The organism is Streptomyces sp. NBC_01257 (genome assembly GCF_035917255.1).
In the GTDB taxonomy this organism is placed as follows: domain Bacteria; phylum Actinomycetota; class Actinomycetes; order Streptomycetales; family Streptomycetaceae; genus Streptomyces.
The window spans coordinates 2,118,346-2,137,439 of the sequence record NZ_CP108472.1 but is presented as its reverse complement, the minus strand read 5'-3'; the positions used below and the strand labels follow the sequence as shown (position 1 = coordinate 2,137,439).

17 protein-coding genes are annotated in these 19,094 nt (G+C 72.7%); 13 read left to right on the top strand and 4 right to left on the bottom strand.

Translation table 11 applies throughout. The features are described 5' to 3' along the window. The first annotated feature begins 65 nt into the window (after nt 1-65). The 6 genes from OG408_RS08855 (at nt 66) to der (ending at nt 5,152) form a co-directional block, all read left to right on the top strand. On the top strand, nt 66-497 hold the full coding sequence (locus OG408_RS08855) for a YidB family protein (protein ID WP_266777089.1): 432 nt from the start codon (nt 66-68) through the stop codon (nt 495-497). A gap of 164 nt (nt 498-661) precedes the next feature. Then, complete coding sequence (gene aroH / locus OG408_RS08850; protein WP_266777088.1) at nt 662-1,024, top strand: chorismate mutase; 363 nt, start codon at nt 662-664, stop codon at nt 1,022-1,024. Further along, a complete protein-coding gene (locus OG408_RS08845) occupies nt 1,021-2,106 on the top strand; it encodes a prephenate dehydrogenase (RefSeq protein ID WP_266777087.1) in 1,086 nt (361 codons plus the stop codon). The genes aroH and OG408_RS08845 overlap by 4 nt, the downstream gene beginning before the upstream one ends. A gap of 124 nt (nt 2,107-2,230) precedes the next feature. Continuing rightward, nucleotides 2,231-2,947 carry a (d)CMP kinase gene (gene cmk / locus OG408_RS08840; protein ID WP_266777086.1) on the top strand — a complete coding sequence of 239 codons (717 nt, stop codon included), beginning with the start codon at nt 2,231-2,233 and terminating at the stop codon, nt 2,945-2,947. After that, nucleotides 2,944-3,618, top strand: coding sequence for a lysophospholipid acyltransferase family protein (locus OG408_RS08835; RefSeq protein ID WP_266777085.1), 675 nt, complete (start codon nt 2,944-2,946; stop codon nt 3,616-3,618). The genes cmk and OG408_RS08835 overlap by 4 nt, the downstream gene beginning before the upstream one ends. Before the next feature lie 64 nt (nt 3,619-3,682). Further along, nucleotides 3,683-5,152, top strand: a complete 1,470-nt coding sequence (der, locus tag OG408_RS08830) for a ribosome biogenesis GTPase Der (protein ID WP_266777084.1) — start codon at nt 3,683-3,685, stop codon at nt 5,150-5,152. Between the two features lie 132 nt (nt 5,153-5,284). On the opposite strand, the gene OG408_RS08825 is transcribed toward der, so the two are convergent. After that, the gene (locus tag OG408_RS08825; protein WP_266777083.1) at nt 5,285-5,623 is read right to left on the bottom strand and encodes a hypothetical protein; all 339 of its coding nucleotides are present in this window, start codon (nt 5,621-5,623) and stop codon (nt 5,285-5,287) included. A gap of 137 nt (nt 5,624-5,760) precedes the next feature. Continuing rightward, complete coding sequence (locus tag OG408_RS08820) at nt 5,761-6,543, bottom strand: hypothetical protein (RefSeq protein WP_266777082.1); 783 nt, start codon at nt 6,541-6,543, stop codon at nt 5,761-5,763. 676 nt (nt 6,544-7,219) lie between these two features. On the opposite strand from OG408_RS08820, the gene OG408_RS08815 reads away from it, so the two are divergent. After that, nucleotides 7,220-7,435, top strand: coding sequence for an I78 family peptidase inhibitor (locus OG408_RS08815; protein ID WP_266777081.1), 216 nt, complete (start codon nt 7,220-7,222; stop codon nt 7,433-7,435). A gap of 96 nt (nt 7,436-7,531) precedes the next feature. Here OG408_RS08815 and OG408_RS08810 read toward each other — a convergent pair whose 3' ends face one another. Next, nucleotides 7,532-8,572, bottom strand: a complete 1,041-nt coding sequence (locus OG408_RS08810) for a phosphatase PAP2 family protein (protein ID WP_326669243.1) — start codon at nt 8,570-8,572, stop codon at nt 7,532-7,534. Between the two features lie 568 nt (nt 8,573-9,140). Here OG408_RS08810 and OG408_RS08805 point away from each other — a divergent pair. Next, on the top strand, nt 9,141-10,871 hold the full coding sequence (locus OG408_RS08805) for an MFS transporter (protein WP_326669241.1): 1,731 nt from the start codon (nt 9,141-9,143) through the stop codon (nt 10,869-10,871). Nucleotides 10,872-10,980: 109 nt separating this feature from the next. Further along, entirely contained in the window at nt 10,981-12,192 is a 1,212-nt protein-coding gene (locus tag OG408_RS08800; RefSeq protein WP_266777078.1) for an acyl-CoA dehydrogenase family protein, read from the top strand. Between the two features lie 38 nt (nt 12,193-12,230). Here the strand turns inward: OG408_RS08800 and OG408_RS08795 are convergent, their stop codons facing one another. After that, nucleotides 12,231-12,674 (bottom strand): cell division protein SepF, encoded by a 444-nt coding sequence (locus tag OG408_RS08795; protein ID WP_311313243.1) that lies wholly within the window; start codon nt 12,672-12,674, stop codon nt 12,231-12,233. 308 nt (nt 12,675-12,982) lie between these two features. Between OG408_RS08795 and OG408_RS08790 the strand changes: the two genes are divergently transcribed. The 4 genes from OG408_RS08790 (at nt 12,983) to OG408_RS08775 (ending at nt 19,093) form a co-directional block, all read left to right on the top strand. Further along, a complete protein-coding gene (locus OG408_RS08790) occupies nt 12,983-14,224 on the top strand; it encodes a DUF5685 family protein (protein WP_442806126.1) in 1,242 nt (413 codons plus the stop codon). A gap of 506 nt (nt 14,225-14,730) precedes the next feature. Next, nucleotides 14,731-16,590, top strand: coding sequence for an FAD/NAD(P)-binding protein (locus tag OG408_RS08785; RefSeq protein ID WP_285568348.1), 1,860 nt, complete (start codon nt 14,731-14,733; stop codon nt 16,588-16,590). Between the two features lie 137 nt (nt 16,591-16,727). After that, nucleotides 16,728-17,795: an LLM class flavin-dependent oxidoreductase gene (locus OG408_RS08780; RefSeq protein ID WP_326669232.1), complete on the top strand. Its 1,068-nt coding sequence runs from the start codon at nt 16,728-16,730 to the stop codon at nt 17,793-17,795. Beyond that, nucleotides 17,792-19,093, top strand: a complete 1,302-nt coding sequence (locus OG408_RS08775) for an NtaA/DmoA family FMN-dependent monooxygenase (protein ID WP_266777073.1) — start codon at nt 17,792-17,794, stop codon at nt 19,091-19,093. The genes OG408_RS08780 and OG408_RS08775 overlap by 4 nt, the downstream gene beginning before the upstream one ends. Nucleotide 19,094: the final 1 nt, after the last annotated feature.

Below are 19,094 nucleotides of genomic sequence, written 5' to 3'. Positions count from 1 at the left end.
AGTGGCAGCGGCTCCGGATCTGGCCGACATTGTCGATGAATCATCCCCTTTCGGAAGGCGGAACCATGGCGGGAAACGATCTCGGTAGCCTGCTCGGCGGTCTGCTGGGCGGCAGTGGTCAGAGCGGTGGCGCCGGTGGCGCCGGGAACATCCTCGGCTCACTGCTCGGAGCGCTGGGCGGGGCCAAGGGCGGGAGCGGCGGCAGCGGCAACGCACTCGAAGGGCTGATCGGCATGCTCACGAAGTCCGGGCTCGTCGACCAGGCGCAGTCGTGGGTCGGCACCGGCGAGAACAAGCCGGTCAGCGGCGCGCAGATCGCCGAGGCCCTGCCGGACGAGACGCTCCGGAAGGTCGCTCAGGACGCCGGGGTCTCCACCGAGCAGGCCGCGGACGAGATCGCCAGGTCGCTGCCGAAGACTGTCGACAAACTGACTCCGGCCGGTGAGGTGCCCCAGGGCGGCTCGATCGAGGACCTGATCCGGGAGCAGCAGCTCTGAACCGTGCCGCCGGGCGCGGGTGCGGGGGACCGCACCACGGCACCCGCGCCCGCGCGCATGCCGTCGCCGCGTCTCACGGACAGGGCGGCCCGGCAGCGGAAGGCACCGCCCCTCTACGCTGAAACACAAGCGCAGATGCGGCAGGCACAGGCAAGGAGCACGACGTGGCGGTACGAGCGGTCCGCGGAGCCGTCCAGCTGGAGCGGGACGAGGCCGGACACATGGACGAGCAGGTCAGCGCCCTGCTCACCGCCGTCCTCGAACGCAACAGCCTGGTCCCCGACGACCTGATCAGCATCTGGTTCACGGCCACCCCCGATCTGCACTGCGACTTCCCGGCCGCCGCGGCGCGCGGGATCGGTATCGTCGACGTACCGCTGATCTGCGCCCAGGAGCTGGACATCGAAGGTGCCATGCCCCGGGTGGTGCGGATCCTCGCCCATGTCGAGACGTATCTCGCCAAGTCCGAGATCGCCCACGTCTACCTCGGCGCCACCGCCGCCCTCCGCAAGGACATCGCCCAGTGAGAACCGCCGTCGTCATCGGAACGGGCCTCGTCGGCACCTCCGCAGCCCTCGCCCTCTCCGGGCGCGGCATCACGGTCCACCTCGTCGACCACGACCCGGAGTCGGCCCGCACGGCGGCCGCCCTCGGCGCCGGCACGGACACACCGCCCGAGGGCCGCGTCGACCTGGCGATCGTCGCCGTGCCGCCGGCCCACACCGCGACCGTGCTGGCCGCCGCCATGAGCGACGGTGTCGCCCGCGGCTACCTCGACGTCGCGAGCGTCAAGGGCGGCCCGCGCCGCGAGCTGGAGGCGCTCGGCGTCGACCTCACCCCCTACATCGGTACGCACCCCATGGCCGGCAAGGAGCGCTCGGGCCCGCTCGCGGGCACCGCCGACCTCTTCGAGGGCCGCCCCTGGGTGCTCACGCCCACCCGTGACACCGACACCGAGGTGCTGAACCTCGCCCTGGAGCTCGTCGCGCTCTGCCGCGCCGTCCCGGTCGTCATGGACGCCGACGCCCACGACCGGGCCGTCGCCCTCGTCTCCCACACCCCGCAGCTGATCTCGTCGATGGTCGCCGCCCGGCTGGAGGAGGCCGACGAGACCGCGGTGCGCCTGTGCGGGCAGGGCATCAGGGACGTCACCAGGATCGCGGCATCCGACCCGCGGATGTGGGTGGAGATCCTGTCCGCCAACCCCGGACCCGTCGCCGACGTCCTCGCCGGGGTCGCCGCCGACCTCGACGAGACCGTCACCGCCCTGCGCGGGCTCCAGTCCGCCGACGAGGACAAGCGGCGCGCGGGCACCGAGGGGATCCAGGACGTCCTGCGCCGCGGCAACGCCGGCCGCGTCAGGGTCCCCGGCAAGCACGGCGCCGCCCCCTCCTCGTACGAGATCGTGGCCGTCCTCATCAGCGACCGCCCCGGCGAGCTGGCCGGGATCTTCGCCGACGCGGGCCGGGCCGGGGTCAACGTCGAGGACGTGCGGATCGAGCACGCGACCGGTCAGCAGGCGGGTCTGGTCCAGCTCATGGTCGAGCCGAGTGCGGCCCCCGCGCTGAGCGACGCCCTGCGCGAGCGCGGCTGGTCGATCCGGCAGTAGCCCTTGGGGCACCGGGCCGGGAGGCACTTGTCCACAGGGGTGGTCGGGAGCACGCCGACACTCGGTAACCTTGTGCGGGGCGGGTTCGCGCGTCCCCGTCCCGCCCACCCCGTGTACCAGGAAGGTGTCCACCACCGTGGAAACCGTAAGCACCGCCGCCCGGACCGCCCCGGCCGCAGTGATCGTCGCCATCGACGGCCCCTCCGGCACCGGCAAGTCCAGCACGTCCAAGGCCGTCGCCGCCCAGCTCGGCCTCAGCTACCTGGACACCGGTGCCCAGTACCGGGCGATCACCTGGTGGATGCTGAACAACGGCATCGACGTCCACGACGCGACGGAGGTGGCGACGGCGGCCGCCAAGCCGGTCATCGTCTCCGGCACCGACCCCACCGGCCCCACGATCACCGTCGACGGCGAGGACGCCGCCGGCCCGATCCGTACCCAGGAGGTCACCTCCAAGGTCAGCGCCGTCAGCGCCGTCCCCGAGGTGCGCACCCGGATCACCGAGCTCCAGCGCACCATCGCCGCCGGGGCGGAGAAGGGCATCGTGGTCGAGGGCCGCGACATCGGCACCACCGTGCTGCCCGACGCCGACATCAAGATCTTCCTGACCGCGTCGCCCGAGGCGCGTGCCGCCCGCCGCAGCGGTGAGGTCAAGGGCTCCGATCTCGCCGCCACCAAGGAGGCGCTGATCAAGCGGGACGCCGCGGACTCCGGCCGCAAGACCTCGCCCCTGGCCAAGGCGGACGACGCGGTCGAGGTGGACACCACCGAGCTGACCCTCCAGCAGGTCATCGAGTGCGTCGTCACCCTCGTCGGGGAGAAGCAGGCCGCGAAGTGACACCTGCCACGGGCGCACCCACGCTGCGCGGAGCGGCGGTCGGGCGCGGCATCGGGATCGGGCTGATGTACGGGCTCTTCAAGCCCCGTGTCCTCGGCGCGTGGCGGGTCCCCGCCTCCGGACCCGTCATACTCGCGGTGAACCACTCGCACAACATCGACGGGCCGATGCTGATGGGCACCGCGCCCCGGCCCGTCCACTTCCTGATCAAGAAAGAGGCGTTCGTCGGCCCCCTGGACCCGTTCCTGCGCGGAATCGGTCAGCTGAAGGTGGACCGCACGACCGTCGATCGCACCGCCATCACCCACGCCCTCGGCGTGCTGGAGGACGGCGGGGTGCTCGGGATCTTCCCCGAGGGCACCAGGGGCGAAGGGAACTTCGCCTCGCTGCGCGCCGGGCTCGCGTATTTCGCGGTACGCAGCGGAGCGCCGATCGTGCCCGTGGCCGTACTGGGAAGCACGGAGCGCCGCGGACGGTTGATATCGGCACTGCCTCCGCTGCGCAGCCGCGTCGATGTCGTCTTCGGTGAGGCATTCGCGGCGCAAGAGGGCGTGGTGGGCGGCAGCGGCCGTCGGACGCGCAGGGCGCTGGACGAGGCGACCGTGCGGATCCAGGGGCGGCTGACCGGCCACCTGGAGCAGGCCGGGCGCCTCACCGGGCGCACCGGGTAAGACTTGAGTAGTGGACCGCGTGCTGCGTGGTCCATCGATGATGATGCAAAGAGGAACGGACTTCATGAACGACCAGATTCACTCCGGCGGCTCGGACCACGAGCACGGAGCACTTGGCGATGCCGAGTACGCGGAGTTCATGGAGCTCGCCGCGCAGGAGGGGTTCGACCCCGAGGACGTCGAGGGCGCCATTGGCGAGGCCGGTCATGGACCGCTCCCCGCTCTCGCCGTCGTCGGCCGCCCCAACGTCGGCAAGTCGACGCTGGTCAACCGGATCATCGGCCGTCGTGAGGCCGTCGTCCAGGACAAGCCGGGCGTCACCCGTGACCGCGTCAGCTACGAGGCCGAGTGGGCGGGCCGCCGCTTCAAGGTCGTCGACACCGGCGGCTGGGAGCAGGACGTCCTCGGTCTGGACGCCTCCGTGGCCGCCCAGGCCGAGTACGCGATCGAGATGGCCGACGCGGTCGTCTTCGTCGTCGACTCCACGGTCGGCGCCACCGACACCGACGAAGCCGTCGTCAAGCTGCTGCGGCGCTCCGGCAAGCCGGTCGTGCTCTGCGCCAACAAGGTCGACGGGCAGAGCGGCGAGGCGGACGCCACCGCGCTCTGGTCGCTCGGTCTCGGCCAGCCGCACCCCGTCTCCTCGCTGCACGGCCGCGGCACCGGCGACATGCTGGACGCCGTCCTGGAGGCGCTTCCCGAGGCCCCGGCCCAGTCGTTCGGCACCGCGCTCGGCGGACCGCGCCGCATCGCACTGATCGGCCGCCCGAACGTCGGCAAGTCCTCGCTGCTGAACAAGGTGGCGAACGAGGACCGCGTCGTCGTCAACGAGCTGGCCGGCACCACCCGTGACCCGGTCGACGAGCTGATCACGCTCGGCGGCATCACCTGGAAGTTCATCGACACGGCCGGCATCCGGCGCCGCGTCCACCTCCAGGAGGGCGCGGACTACTACGCCTCGCTGCGTACCGCCGCCGCCGTGGAGAAGGCCGAGGTCGCCGTCATCCTGATCGACTCCAGCGAGTCGATCAGCGTGCAGGACCAGCGCATCGTGACCATGGCCGTCGAGGCCGGACGCGCGATCGTCGTCGCCTTCAACAAGTGGGACACCCTCGACGAGGAGCGCCGCTACTACCTGGAGCGCGAGATCGAGACGGAGCTCGCGCAGGTCGCGTGGGCCCCCCGGGTCAACGTCTCGGCCCTCACCGGCCGGCACATGGAGAAGCTGGTCCCGGCGATCGAGACCGCCCTGGACGGCTGGGAGACCCGCGTCCCGACGGGTCGGCTCAACGCCTTCCTCGGCGAGATCGTCGCCTCCCACCCGCACCCCGTCCGCGGCGGCAAGCAGCCGCGCATCCTCTTCGGCACCCAGGCGGGCACCAAGCCGCCGCGCTTCGTGCTCTTCGCGTCCGGCTTCCTGGAGCACGGTTACCGCCGCTTCGTCGAGCGCCGGCTGCGCGAGGAGTTCGGCTTCGAGGGCACCCCGATCCACATCTCGGTGCGGGTCCGCGAGAAGCGCGGCCGCAACAAGTAGCCGACCGGTGACGCCGCCCGGCGCGTGAGCGCCAGGGACGGCGTCACGGCGTCTCAGGGGCTCCAGGAGCCCCGGACACGACGGAGCCCCTGACCACTCGGTGTACGAGCGGTCAGGGGCTCTTGCGTGCGGTCAGGCTCCCCGTGAGCCCGGCGGCAGCGCCGCAGGCTGGACGCGTCCGGCGTGCCGTCCGACGCGCTGCCACGAGCCGAGGCTCCCGGTGTGGGTGCTCGGCCCGCTGCCGTGCCCGCCCGTGCCACCGGCCGTGCTGCCCGTCCCGCCGTGCCCCGAGTGGCTGCTCAGGGAGGTCCGGGAGCCGAAGAGCCCGGCCCCGAAGGCCGGCAGGCCCAGACTCTCCTCGCCGCTCCGGTCACCTGGCAACGCCCGGAACGACCTGCGGTACTCGGAGTACAGCGCGTCGTAGATCGGGGTGTGGGACGGGCCGCCCGATGGGTCCTGCGCGGGACGCATCGCAGGGATCGGGCTCGGACGCTGGTGGGAGGGGTCGTATGAGTGCACGTATGTGCCAACGACCCCGCCGTCCGTCGGATGCGGTCCCGCGGGAGAAATAGCTGTTCGCCGCGGGTGCACGGGGTGCACGGACATGATCAGGTCCCGGCCAGCGGCATCGCCGCGGCGACCAGGATTCCGCCGGCCGCGGCCTTCTCCAGGGCGTCGCGCAGCAGGTCCTCGCGGGGCTGCTGGCCGATCGAGCCGGCCGGTGCGGCGTAGACCAGCACGGTCTGCGACTTGTTGGCCGCCGTCCGCCAGCCCTCGGTGACCTGGAGGGGCGCGTGCGCCTGCCACCAGGCCACCGGGGAGCCGCCGCCCGTGCCGGGCTGGAGCACGGCGTGCAGCTGCCCCATGGCCAGCAGGATCGACCAGCCGTGCAGCACCTCGGGCACCTGGTCCATCCGCTGCACCGGGTGGAATCCCTGCTCCAGGAGCAGCTGGAGGAACTCGTCACCGCCACTGCCGTCCGTGCCGGGGCGGGCGATCGCCCCGGTCGGCTCGACGACCAGGGCGGGGTGCAGCTCGTCGTCGATCAGGACGAGGCCGCTGGTGATGCCCAGGACCGCCTGATCGGGCGTGAGCCGGTCCTGTTCCTCCTGCTCGCCGCCGGTGATGCTGCGGACGGCCCCCTGCAGCTGCTCCTCGGCGACCTGGACGACCTGGGAGGGGATGCAGGTCGCGTGGGCGAAGGCGAGGACGGCCGTCTCGTCGCCGACGAACAGCACCGTGCTGGTGCGCTCCTGCTCGGAGTCGCCGGGGGTGCGGCAGGAGGTGCAGTCGTAACTGCCGGGGGCGTTGTCGCCGACGAGCAGCCGGTCGGCTTCGGCGTCGCCGATCTCGGCGCGTACGTCCTCGCTGACGTCGAGCATGCGCGGCACGGGTGGCTCCTCGAACTCGGTACGTGCGCCGGGCGGTTCCCGGCTCATGAAGGACACAACGGGTGAGCCGCTGCCGGGGTCACGCGAGAAGGGGAACAGAATCGAACCGGGCACGACGGCCACACCCGATATGCGTGGACACGTCCCTGAATGCCAGGGAGTCGCACTTGCGCGTGAAGGGGGCGGTGTCCGCCTGTGTGCCGGGCCCCGGCGGACGCGCTGTGCGCGCGTGCCGGGGCGGTTGCCAGGGGCGGTGCCGGTGCCGGAATGCGGATGATCCGGGTGTCCGCTATACGGGCGGACCGGTGCCCGGAGCGGCGGGGTGGTGCGATGGTGTGGATATCGTCACCTCCGGATAAGGGTGCGATAAGGAAGGGTGAATTCCCGGTGGTGTGTTCATTTACGGGGGGTCATTGCGGCGAAAATTCGACGTCACCCGGTAGTGAGTATTCCGCTTGTTTTCCGGCCCATTCCGACCCCTGCCGATGATCGTTTCCGGTCCTGTGTGATTACTGTGTGTCCCATGCTGAATCGCACGTTCGGGTGAAGAAGTTCGAAGGGTTCGCCTGTGGTGATCCTGTGACACAAGTGTGACCGGCGAGGTACGTGAGGATGCGCTGCGGCGGGGTGGTGCCCCGGCTTCCGCCGCCGCGCGCGGCCGCCTACGGTGAGAGGCATGGCACCCATACCGACTCCTTCCGCCCAGCCCGACGACGCCACCGGCGCATACGTCGGCCTCGCCGCCGAGACCGCCGAACGGCGGGCCCGGGAGCGCGGCTGGACCACGGTCCGAGCCCTGCCGCCGGGCACCGTCATCACCATGGAGTTCCTGGGCGGCCGCATCAACTTCGAGGTCGACGGGGGCGTCGTCAGGCGCTGCTGGACCGGCTGAGACTCCCCGCCCCCGACGCACGGCGAAGGCCCCGACCGGAGTCGGGGCCTTCGTGCTGTACGGGGTGGTGCGCGCCGCTCCCGCGAGGCTGTGCGGTCAGCCGCCGGCCACCGGCCGGGCCGGAGCCGTACCGCCGCGCGGGGTGCGGTCCGCGTGCGGCGGGCGGCGGCTGCCGGCCGGGGTGACCGGTGTCCGCTCGGAGCGCGCCGGATGGCCCTGGTGTGCCGGAGGCGTGCTGTGGGCGCGCGGGCGGCCGGTGACGGCCGTGACCACGGCCGTGGGGGGTCCGCTCGCACTGACCGGCTCCCGGGCCTCGCTCTGCGCCGCCGCCTCGCCCACGGAGGGCACGGCGGCCGGCACGGGCCGGGGGGTGTCCGCCGCGACGGGTGCCGGGGCAGGGGCCCCGCCGCGCGCGCCCAGGCGCTCGCGGGCGGCGAAGATCCAGTTCTCGGCCCGGGTGATCAGCGGTTCCACCCAGGGCAGGCCCAGCAGGATCAGCAGTCCCGCCGCCCAGCCGAGGACCACGTCGCTGAGCCAGTGCGTGCCGAGGTAGACCGTGGTCAGACCGACGCCGAGCGAGACGATCGCCGACATGGCCGACAGGTACCGCCTGGCCCTCGGGGTGGCCGCCAGGTAGGCGAGGATTCCCCAGGTCACGACGGCGTTGGCGGTGTGGCCGGAGGGAAATATATCGCCGCCGGCGAAGAGCTCCGCCGAGCCGATCTGGGTGGCGTAGTGCGGTCCGAGCCGGCCGAGGCCGATCTTGACCGCGCCCACCGTCACGTTGAGCAGCAGCAGTGAGGCGCCCAGCGTGAGCAGGGGCCGCAGGGTGTGCTGCCGCCAGGAGCGCCAGCCCAGCCAGCAGGCGACCATGACCGCCGTCGGTCCGCGCTGGCCGAGGACGACGTAGTAGTCGAGGAAGGCGTGGATGCCCGGCCACTGCTGGTACGGCCGGAAGAGCATGACCTTCCAGTCGAGGGTCACCAGCCAGGACGACATGAGCACGGCAACGACGATGGCCACATAGAACGCCAACGTCCCGCCGAAGAGAGCGATGCGGTGACGGCTCATCCGCGGTGTCTCTATCTTCGGCGGTTCCGGCTCCCGGTCCAGACGGGCAAAGATGTCGGTACGCACCCAATCGACGTTACAGCGAGTGAGTGGGTGGCCCGGTCGATCCGGCCGCTTTGTGATGACGATGTGATGTGGACTATGTCTCAGTCCGGTTGCATTTTCCCGCGGCCCGGAGAATCCCGGGGCGCTTCCCCCGCATTTACTCGGCGGCCGTTCCCCAAGCGAATTCGGTGATTGAAGGAAAAGCGCACCGGATGGCGAAGTGCTATTGCCCCGGGCTCCCGCGGGGCCGAACGGACGGTATCGGTCCGGTTACTGGACGCCTTCGGCGGGGACCCGACGCGGGCCCCGCGAACCCCGGTGAACGCTCCGGGGACCCGTGTCCCAGCGGCCCACCGGCCGGTCGTCGCAGGTCGAGGCGGTGGCCATGAGGGGGCCCGGGGCGAGCGCCCGCAGTGGCGTACGCCACACTCGACGGCGCGACGGGGTATGAGATGGGCCACGTGTGGCCCTGCCGAACTCGCGTACGCTGGCGCATCACTCGCCCGTCGATGCCGGGCCCGGAGGGACAGCGGACGCTGGATCCCCGGGGGGCCTGCCGAGCGCGAGGGACCTTTTGGGAGGTAGATGCATGTCCGGGACGACCACAGCCCGAATCCGCCTGCGCGCAGCCGCCGACGGAGCCAATCGATGGGTCGTCCTGGTCGTTCTCTGCCTCAGTCTGCTGCTCGTGGCGCTCGACGCCACGGTGCTGCACGTCGCCGTCCCCGCCGTCACCGAGGACCTGCGGCCCAGTGCCGTCGGGCTGCTGTGGATCGTCGACGCCTACCCGCTGGTCTGTGCCTCCCTGCTGATCCTCTTCGGCACCCTCGGTGACCGCGTCGGGCGGCGGCGCATCCTGCTGCTCGGCTACGCGCTCTTCGGGGTCGCCTCCGCCGTCGCCGCCCTGGCCGACAGCGCGGGCGTGCTCATAGCGGCGCGGGCCATGCTCGGCGTCGGCGGCGCCATGATCATGCCGGCGACCCTGTCGATCCTGCGGCAGGTCTTCCCCGACCGCCGCGAGCGGGCCGTGGCGATCGGCGTGTGGACCGCCGTCGCCGCCGTCGGCGCCGCCACCGGCCCGGTCATCGGCGGCTTTCTCGTCGAACACTTCTGGTGGGGTTCGGTCTTCCTGATCAACATCCCGCTGATGGCCCTGATCCTGCCGGTCGCCCGGGTGCTGCTCCCCGAGTCCCGCGGCAGCGCCGACGGACCCTGGGACGTGTTCGGCGCGCTGATGGCCGCCGCCGGGGTGCTCGGCATGGTCCTCGGCGTGAAGCGGGCGGGGACCGGCGAGGGGCTGCTCGGTCCCGGCACCCTGGTGCCGCTGCTGGCCGGGGCCGCGCTGCTGACCGCGTTCGTCCGTCGGCAGAGGCGGCGGACCCATCCGCTGATCGACATCGGGATGTTCGCCCGGCCCGCGTTCTCCACCGCGGTGGGCTGCATCGTCCTCGCCATGCTGGCCCTGGTCGGCCTGGAGCTGATCGCCGTCCAGTACCTCCAGCTCGTTCTGGACCTCAGCCCGCTGGAGACCGGTCTGCGGCTGCTGCCGCTCACCTTCGCCGCCATGGCCGCGGGCGCCACCGGCTCGTACACGCTGCGCAGGATCGGGCCGCGCCGGATGGTCGGCTGGGGCTTCGTCCTGACGGCCGTCGCGGTGCTGATGCTGACCGCGATGGGCCAGCACGACCGGCCCGGCCTGCTGACCGCCTCCTTCGTCATCCTGGGCTTCGGCCTGCAGTCCACGCTCTTCGGGGCGTACGAGTCGATGCTCAGCGAGGCCCCCGCCGACCGGGCCGGAGGCGCGGCGGCGATAGGGGAGACCTCCTACCAGCTGGGCGCCGGCATGGGGATCGCTCTGCTCGGCAGCGTCATGAACGCCGCGTACACCCCCGGTCTGGCCGGGCTGCCCAAGGAGGGCGTCCCCGCGTCGGCGGGCGCCGCCGCCTCCCACTCGCTCGGCGAGGCCTACCAGGTCGCCGCCCAGCTCGGCGGTCCGCTGGGCACCGTGCTGCGCTCCACGGCCCGGGACGCCTTCATCGGCGGACTGCACATCACACTGCTGGTCAGCGCCGGGCTGCTGCTGCTGGGGGCGCTCGCCGCGCTGAAGCTGCCGCGGGTGATGGAGTGCCCGCCGCTGATCTGCGAGCCCGCGGAGTCCGCTGCCGGCCAGGAGGTGCCCGGGCAGCGTGACGCGGTCGGCCACCACGAGCTCCCGCAGCCGCGCGAGCTGCCGGACCGGGAGCGGGCCGAGGTGCTGCTGCGGCTGCCCGCGCGGCGCCGGCCGGCCGAGGCGACGGGCTCTGGACGCGCGGCACACTGAGTCGTAACGTCGGCACGGCGTCGTAACTAACACTGCTAGTTTTTGGTGTTCCCACCGACCCGTTCCCCACCGACCTCAGTACCGTGCGAGCCGCCGGAGGTACCCCCTCGTGTCCACCGCTCCGTCCTCGAAACTCCCGCCCTTCGACCCCCGCGACCCGATCGGCATCGACGATCTCCTGGGCGCCGACGACCTCGCGATCCGTGACACCGTCCGGGCCTGGGCCGGTGACCGGGTCCTGCCGCACATCGCCGAGTGGTACGAGAACGGCGAGCTGCCCGGCATCCGCGAGCTGGCCCGCGAGCTCGGTTCGCTCGGGGCCCTGGGCATGTCCCTCCAGGGGTACGGCTGCGCGGGCGCGACCGCGGTCCAGTACGGACTGGCCTGCCTGGAGCTGGAGGCCGCCGACTCCGGGATCCGCTCCCTCGTCTCCGTACAGGGCTCCCTCGCCATGTACGCCATCCACCGCTTCGGCTCCGAGGAGCAGAAGCGGCAGTGGCTGCCCGGCATGGCGGCCGGCGAGATCATCGGCTGCTTCGGCCTCACCGAACCCGACCACGGCTCCGACCCGGCCGGCATGCGCACGTACGCCAAGCGCGACGGCGAGGACTGGGTGCTCAGCGGCCGCAAGATGTGGATCACCAACGGCTCGGTCGCCGGGGTGGCCGTCGTCTGGGCGCAGACCGACGAGGGGAGTGCGGGCAGCGGCATCCGCGGATTCGTGGTGCCGACCGACGCCCCCGGCTTCTCCGCCCCCGAGATCCGGCACAAGTGGTCGCTGCGCGCCTCGGTCACCAGTGAGCTGATCCTGGACGAGGTGCGGCTGCCCGGCGATGCCGTACTGCCCGGCGTCACCGGGCTGCGCGGCCCTCTCAGCTGTCTCAGCCACGCCCGCTACGGCATCGTCTGGGGAGCCATGGGAGCCGCCCGGGCCAGCTTCGAGGCAGCCGTCGACTACGCGAGGACCCGTGAGCAGTTCGGGAAGCCGATCGGCGGCTTCCAGCTCACCCAGGCCAAGCTCGCCGACATGGCCGTCGAACTGCACAAGGGCATCCTGCTCGCCCACCACCTGGGCCGTCGGATGGACGCGGGCAGGCTCCGCCCGGAGCAGGTCAGTTTCGGAAAGCTGAACAACGTGCGTGAGGCCATCGAGATCTGCCGCACCTCGCGGACGATCCTCGGCGCCAACGGGATCTCACTGGAGTACCCGGTGATGCGTCACGCGACGAATCTGGAGTCGGTGCTCACCTACGAAGGAACCGTGGAGATGCACCAGCTGGTACTGGGCAAGGCGCTCACCGGCCTGGACGCGTTCCGGTGAACCGGAACGACGGCCCGACCGATCGGTGAGCGCCCCGCTCAGCTCTGGTTGAAGAAGCCGTCGGCCGGCCGGCCGGCGGCTTCGCCGTTGACGACCTGGGTGTCGGCGGGGGTCAGCAGGAAGACCCGGGTGGCCACGCGGTCGATCGACCCGCGCAGTCCGAAGATCAGCCCTGCGGCGAAGTCCACGACGCGCTTGGCGTCGGCGGAGTCCATGGACGTGAGGTTCATGATCACCGGGACGCCGTCCCGGAAGAGCTCTCCGATGCTCCGGGCGTCCCGGAAGCTGTCCGGGGTCACGGTGGCGATCCGGCGGCCCGTCTCCTCTGCCGCCTCCGATGCCACCCGCACCCGCGGATCGGTCACCCAGGCCTGACCGGTCCCGGTCCGTGCACCTTCGGCGTACTCGTCGTCGTCGTAGTACCGCTCGTCGTTGTCCTCTACGAGGCCCAGCCAGGCACTCGCCTTGCGCACCGATCCCATGGACGCCTCCTCTCACCGCGGTTCCTTGGCGTTCCGCATGCCTTTCGTATCCCTATGGTCGTCCATGATGCGGATCGTGCGCCAAGGGGATAGGCGGCGCGCAGGGCATTCGTGACGGTACTGGTGCAGAAGATGTGGCGATTCGTCAAGGCTCCTCCTGCATAAGGGCCCTGGAGATAAGAAAATATGGTCCTCCGGTCCGTACGGGTGACATGGGGGACGTACGGGTGAACGGGTCACTCGATACGATGCACGTCGCGCGGGCGCCCGAGCGCCGCGCACAGCTGAACGACTCCCGGGGGACGGCCGTGTTCGGAATAGTCAGGCCCTGCGCTCACCGCCTGTCGGAGGGGCTCAAGGCCGAGTGGATGGCCCATCTCTGCGGGCTCTGTCTGGCACTTCGCTCCGATCACGGGCAGTTCGCCCGGATCGTCACCAACTACGACGGTCTGATCGTCTCGGTCCTGACGGAGGCTCAGACCGAGCGCACCCCCGCGCAGCGGCGTACCGCCGGACCCTGCCCGCTCCGTGCCATGCGCACCGCGCCGGTCGCGCGCGGCGAGGGCGCCAGGCTCGCGGCCGCCGTCTCGCTGGTGCTGGCCTCCGCCAAGGTGCGTGACCACGTCGCCGACCGGGACGGCCTGTTGGCGCGCCGGCCGGTGGCCGCGGCCGCGCGCCGGGTCGCCGCGGGCTGGGACCGGGCCGGGGCGCGCACCGGCGCACAGCTCGGCTTCGACACCGCGGTGCTCGTCGACGCCGTCGACCGGCAGACCGGCATCGAGCTGCTCGCGGGGCCCGGCACCCCGCTGCTGACGGTCACCGAGCCCACCGAGACCGCCACCGCCGCGGCCTTCGCGCACACCGCCGTACTCGCGGGCAAGCCGCAGAACGCCGCCCCGCTGGCCGAGGCCGGCCGCCTCTTCGGGCGCCTCGCGCATCTGCTGGATGCCGTGGAGGACCAGGAAGCTGACGCCGCGTCGGGTGCCTGGAACCCGCTCACCGCGACCGGCACCTCGCGCGCCGAGGCCCGGCGGCTGTGCGACGACGCGCTGCGCGGCGTACGGCTGGCGCTGCGCGACGCGGAGTTCGCCGACGGCAAGCTGGCCCACGTGCTGCTGGCGCACGAACTGCGGCGGTCGGTGGACCGCGCGTTCGCCACGGACGCCTGTTCGCATCAGGGCGGCGGGCTCCTGACCGGAGCCGGCCATCCGTCAGAAGGCGGGCCGGCAGGGTCGTTCGGGCCGCCGCCGGGCAATCCGTACGCCCCCACCGGCCCCGGGGCACCCTTCGGTCCGCCGCAGCCGCCGCCCGAGCCCCCGCGCGACCGGCGCGGGCTCATCATGGGGTGCCTGGTGTGGGCCGGGCTCGCCTGCACCTGCCAGATGTGCTGCGGCACCTTCGACGACCCCTGGAGCCATCAGCGGCGTGAGGGGCTGTGCAGCCAGTGCGACTGCGGCGACTGCTGCGACGCCTGTGACTGCTGCAGCAACTGTGGCGACTGCTGCGATGGCTGTGACTGCTGCGACTGCGGGTGTGACTGCAGCTGCTGAGCCTGCGTCACCTGGAGCGAGGGGAGGGTGGTGCTGTGTTGTGTACGCGAGGGCACGCGGGGAGAAGGGCTCAGGCGCCGGTCACGGCGCGAGCGGCAGTGCGGGACGAAGCAGGGCGTCGGCTCAACAGGAACAGGACCACACGCGACCGAAGTCGATGTGGGAGCGCTTGACCAGCCACTGCTGCGAATACATGGCCCAAGTGGAACAGGCATCCGGTGGCCCGTCAACCGACCTGAGACGTACGGCTCACAGTGTGGACAGGCTTGACAACCCGCCGTGAACAGCGCTTACCTCGGAGGCGGATCGGGCTGAGGGGCCCGGTCCCCGTTGTGCACCACCGTTGTGTTCCGTGCCGAGGGCGCGCCCCGTGTTCGATCGCCGCATCCACGGAGCCCCCGCATGTCCGCGCAGACCACGCCCCTCCCCCCGATCCCGCCGGCCCCGCCCCTCGAAGACAACGATGCCGACCGGCCGCCCACCGCACGCGCCACCGGTGACCTCCGGTGAACGCCGTACCGACGCTGGTCGTCATCGGCGCGGGACCACGCGGCACCGGCCTCATCGAGCGCATCGCCGCCAACGCAGCCGGCCTGTACGACGGCCCGCTGGACATCCATCTCGTCGACCCGTTCCCGCCCGGCGGCGGCCGGATCTGGCGCCACGACCAGTCACCGCTGCTGTGGATGAACTCCATGGCCGAGGACGTCACGATGTTCACCGACGAGACCGTCCGCCTGGCGGGACCCGTCCGGCCGGGACCCGCCCTCGACGCCTGGGCGGCCGACGTGCGCGAGGGACGGACCGATCCGGGCCCGGATGTCGCGGCCGACCCCGCGCTGCGCGGCGAGGTCGAGGGCCTCGGGGCCGCCGACTTCCCGAGCCGCCGGCTGCAGGGCGCCTATCTCCGCTGGGTGTACGAGCGGTCCGTCGCCGCACTCCCGCCCACGGTCACCGTCCACGAACACCGCGGCCGGGCCCTGCGCGTCACCGGTCCGCGCGGCGGCCGCCAGTCCGTCCACCTGGAGGGCCGCGCCGAACCGCTCGCCGCCGACCTGGTGGTCCTCGCCCTCGGCCACCTGGACGCCGAACCGGACGACGAACAGCGCCGGCTCTCCGGCTTCGCCGGCCGGCACGGACTCGTCCACCTGCCGCCCGACTTCACCGCCGACACCGACCTGAGCGCCCTGCGCCCGGGCGAACCCGTCATCGTCCGGGGCTTCGGACTCGCCTTCATCGACCTGATGGTGCTGCTCACCGAGGGCCGCGGCGGGCGGTACGAGGACGGTGCGTACCTGCCCTCCGGCGAGGAACCCGTCCTGTACGTCGGATCGCGGCGCGGCGTCCCGTACCACTCGAAGATCGGATACGTCCGGCCCGGCGAGCGGCCGCCGCTGCCGCGCTTCTTCGGCCCCGACCTGGCCGAGGAACTCCTGAACCGGCCGGAGCCGTCCGACTTCCGGCGCGACATCTGGCCCCATGTCGACAAGGAGCTCGGCTACGCCCACTACCACCGGCTCTTCGCCTCCCGCCCCGAGCGCACCACGGCCGACTGGACCGTCTTCGAGGAGAAGTACGCGGCCGCCGAACCGGGCAGCGCCGATCTGCGCGCCCTGGTCGCCGCGGCCGTCCCCGACCCCGCCGACCGGCTCGACCTGGCGGCGCTCGACCACCCGCTGGACGGGATACGCCACCACTCCTCCGGTGCGTTCCAGGAGGCGACGCGCGCCTACATCACCGCCGACCTCGAACGCCGGCACGACTCCGGACACAGCGAGGACCTCGCCGTGTTCCTCGGACTGCTCTCCGTGTACGGCCAGTTGACCCGGTTCGGCGACATCGGGGAGTGGTGGCACGGCTTCTTCAGCTACCTCGCCTCCGGGCCGCCCGGCCCCCGGCTGCGGCAGCTGCTCGCCCTCTCCCGGGCCGGCGTCGTCCGTTTCCTCGGCGCCGGGACGACGGTCGAGACCGACGAGGAGCGGGGCGTGTTCCGGGCGTCCGCCGCCACCGTGCCGGGGGAGCGGACCGAGGCCCGCGCGCTCGTCGAGGCCCGGCTGCCCGACCCGTCCCCCCGGCACACCCGCAGCACCCTGCTCCGGGCCCTGTACGAGGACGGGGCCGGCGCCACCGCCACCGGGCTGCTCGCGGTCGACCCCGGCGACGGCAGGGTCCTGGACCGCGACGGGCGCCCGTACCCCCGCCGCTTCGCCCTCGGCCCGCACACCGCGGCGCGGACGAGCGGCGCCTTCACCCGGCCGCGCACCGGCGGCCCGGCCTTCGGCCAGAACGACGCCACCGCGCGCGCCGCCCTCACCTTCCTGCGCGACCTTGCCGTCCCGGGTGATGCCGCGGGCCCCGATGACTGACCGGCCGGCGCACCCGCGATCCGCGCCGTCCGAGCCCACCCCACGAGGATCACCGGTCCGCAGCGCCGCCCGGTGATCCGAGGCTCCGTGGCCCCACGCCCCGCAGCCGTTCCCGAACCTTCCCGAAAGAGCCCGCCATGCCCCCGCTCCGCCCCCTCCACCTGGCCGCCGAGATCGGCGGCCCGCCCCGCTACGACCCCGCGCACTACACCGGCCTCGCCCGGCTCGCGGAGCACGGCGCCCTCGACTTCGTCACCCTCGGCGACTCGTTCGCCCGGCCGGGACCCGACGCGCTCGCCGTGCTCTCCCGGGTGGCGCCCGCCACCCGCAGGATCGGGCTCGTCCCGACGGTCACCACCACCCACACCGAGCCCTTCCACGTGTCGTCCGCCGTGGCCACCCTGGACTGGGTCAGCCGCGGCCGGGCGGGCTGGAGCGTGGACGTGTCGACGACCGGTGCCGAGGCAAGGCTGTTCGGCCGCCGCCCCGCCGCGCCCGCCGCCGACCTGTGGCGGGAGGCCGGCGAGGCCGCCGACGTGGGCGCGCGCCTGTGGGACAGCTGGGAGGACGACGCCGAGATCCGGGACGCCGCCACCGGACGCTTCGTCGACCGGGACAAGCTGCACCACGTCGACTTCGAGGGCGCCGCCTTCAGAGTCCGCGGGCCCGCGATCGTGCCGCGGCCCCCGCAGGGGCGCCCGGTGACCGTCGTCGACGGCACGGCGGACCCGGCCCGGGAGACCGCCGCCCGCCACGCCGACGTCGTACTCGTCCGGGCCACCACACCCGAGCGGACCGCCGAGATCCGCGACGACGTGCACCGCCGGGCCGCGGCCCACGGCCGCGACCCCGGCACACTGCGGGTGCTCGCCGCGCTCACCGTCGACCTCGGCGACGCGGAATCGCCCCCGGAGCCGGGACTGGAGAGCGGCCCGCCGCTGGCCGGGCACGGCACGTACTACCGCGGCGGCCCGGTCGACCTCGCCGACCTGATCACCCAGTGGCACCGCGCCGGAGCCGTCGACGGCTTCCACCTCACCCCGATCACCCCCGAGCGCGACCTGGAGCGGATCGTCAACGGCACGGTGGCACTACTCCAGCACCGCAGCCTCTTCCGCACCTTCTATCCCGGCGGCACCCTGCGCGAGCACCTCGGCCTGGCCCGGCCGGCCAACCGGTACGCCCTCCAAGGAGAACCGGCATGACGACCGCCCCGAAACAGCTGCATCTCGCCGCGCACTTCCCGGGAGTGAACAACACGACCGTGTGGGCGGACCCCCGCTCCCGCAGCCAGATCGAGTTCTCCTCCTTCGAACACCTCGCGCGCACGGCCGAGCGCGGGCTGTTCGACTTCTTCTTCCTCGCCGAGGGGCTGCGGCTGCGCGAGCACAACGGACGCATCCACGACCTGGACGTGGTCGGCCGCCCCGAGTCCCTCACGGTGCTGGCCGCGCTGGCCGCCGTCACCGACCGGCTCGGCCTCGCCGCCACCGTCAACGCCACCTTCAACGAGCCGTACGAACTGGCCCGCCGGCTCGCCACCCTCGACCACCTCAGTGCCGGCCGGGCCGGGTGGAACGTCGTCACCTCGTCCGACGCCTTCACCGGCGAGAACTTCCGGCGCGGCGGCTACCTCGACCGGGCCGACAGGTACACCCGCGCCGCCGAGTTCGTCGCCACCGCCCGCGGGCTGTGGGACTCCTGGACACCCGACGGCACCCCGCGCCCCTTCGCCCACCACGGCCCGCACTTCTCCGTCGAGGGCGAGTTCACCGTCCCGCGCTCCCCGCAGGGGCACCCCGTCGTGATCCAGGCGGGGGACTCGCCGGAGGGCCGCGAGTTCGCCGCGTCCACCGCCGACGTCGTCTTCACCCGGCACGGCACCCTGGACGCGGGACGCGCCTTCTACGCCGACGTCAAGGGGCGGCTCGCGGCGTACGGCCGGGAGCCCGACGACCTGAAGATCATGCCCGGCGTCGGTGTGGTGCTCGGCGACACCGACGCCGAGGCGCAGGAGCGGGCGGCCGGAATCCGTCGGCAGCAGGTCTCGCCGCAGAACGCCATCCTGGCCCTGGAGCAGGTCTGGGGCCGCGACCTGTCCTCGTACGATCCCGAGGGACCGCTGCCCGAGAGCGACCCCGACCCCGCGTCGGCGCTGGTCCAGGGCCGGGTCCGGGTCGCCGACCCGCTCGCGGTCGCGGCGCGCTGGCGCGAGCTGTCCCGGCAGAAGGGGCTGTCCATCCGGCAGACGGTCATCGAGGCGACGGGCCGGCAGTCGTTCGTCGGCAGCCCGTCGACCGTCGCGGCCGAGCTGGCCGGGTACGTCGCCGCGGGAGCCGCCGACGGCTTCGTCCTCGTTCCCCATCTCACCCCCGGCGGCCTCGACGACTTCGTCGACCTGGTCGTCCCGCTCCTCCAGGAACGGGGGGTGTTCCGCACCGCGTACACCGGCTCCACGCTGCGGTCGCACCTCGGGCTCGCCGAGCCGGTATGGAAAGGTTGAC

What these genes read in the sequence shown, in the direction of transcription:
- OG408_RS08855 (WP_266777089.1), top strand. Translation starts at nt 66, where the DNA reads ATGGCGGGAAACGATCTCGGTAGCCTGCTCGGCGGTCTGCTGGGCGGC.
- der (WP_266777084.1), top strand. Translation starts at nt 3,683, where the DNA reads ATGAACGACCAGATTCACTCCGGCGGCTCGGACCACGAGCACGGAGCA.
- OG408_RS08825 (WP_266777083.1), bottom strand. Translation starts at nt 5,623, where the DNA reads ATGCGTCCCGCGCAGGACCCATCGGGCGGCCCGTCCCACACCCCGATC.
- OG408_RS08815 (WP_266777081.1), top strand. Translation starts at nt 7,220, where the DNA reads ATGGCACCCATACCGACTCCTTCCGCCCAGCCCGACGACGCCACCGGC.
- OG408_RS08805 (WP_326669241.1), top strand. Translation starts at nt 9,141, where the DNA reads ATGTCCGGGACGACCACAGCCCGAATCCGCCTGCGCGCAGCCGCCGAC.
- OG408_RS08795 (WP_311313243.1), bottom strand. Translation starts at nt 12,674, where the DNA reads ATGGGATCGGTGCGCAAGGCGAGTGCCTGGCTGGGCCTCGTAGAGGAC.
- OG408_RS08780 (WP_326669232.1), top strand. Translation starts at nt 16,728, where the DNA reads ATGCCCCCGCTCCGCCCCCTCCACCTGGCCGCCGAGATCGGCGGCCCG.
- OG408_RS08775 (WP_266777073.1), top strand. Translation starts at nt 17,792, where the DNA reads ATGACGACCGCCCCGAAACAGCTGCATCTCGCCGCGCACTTCCCGGGA.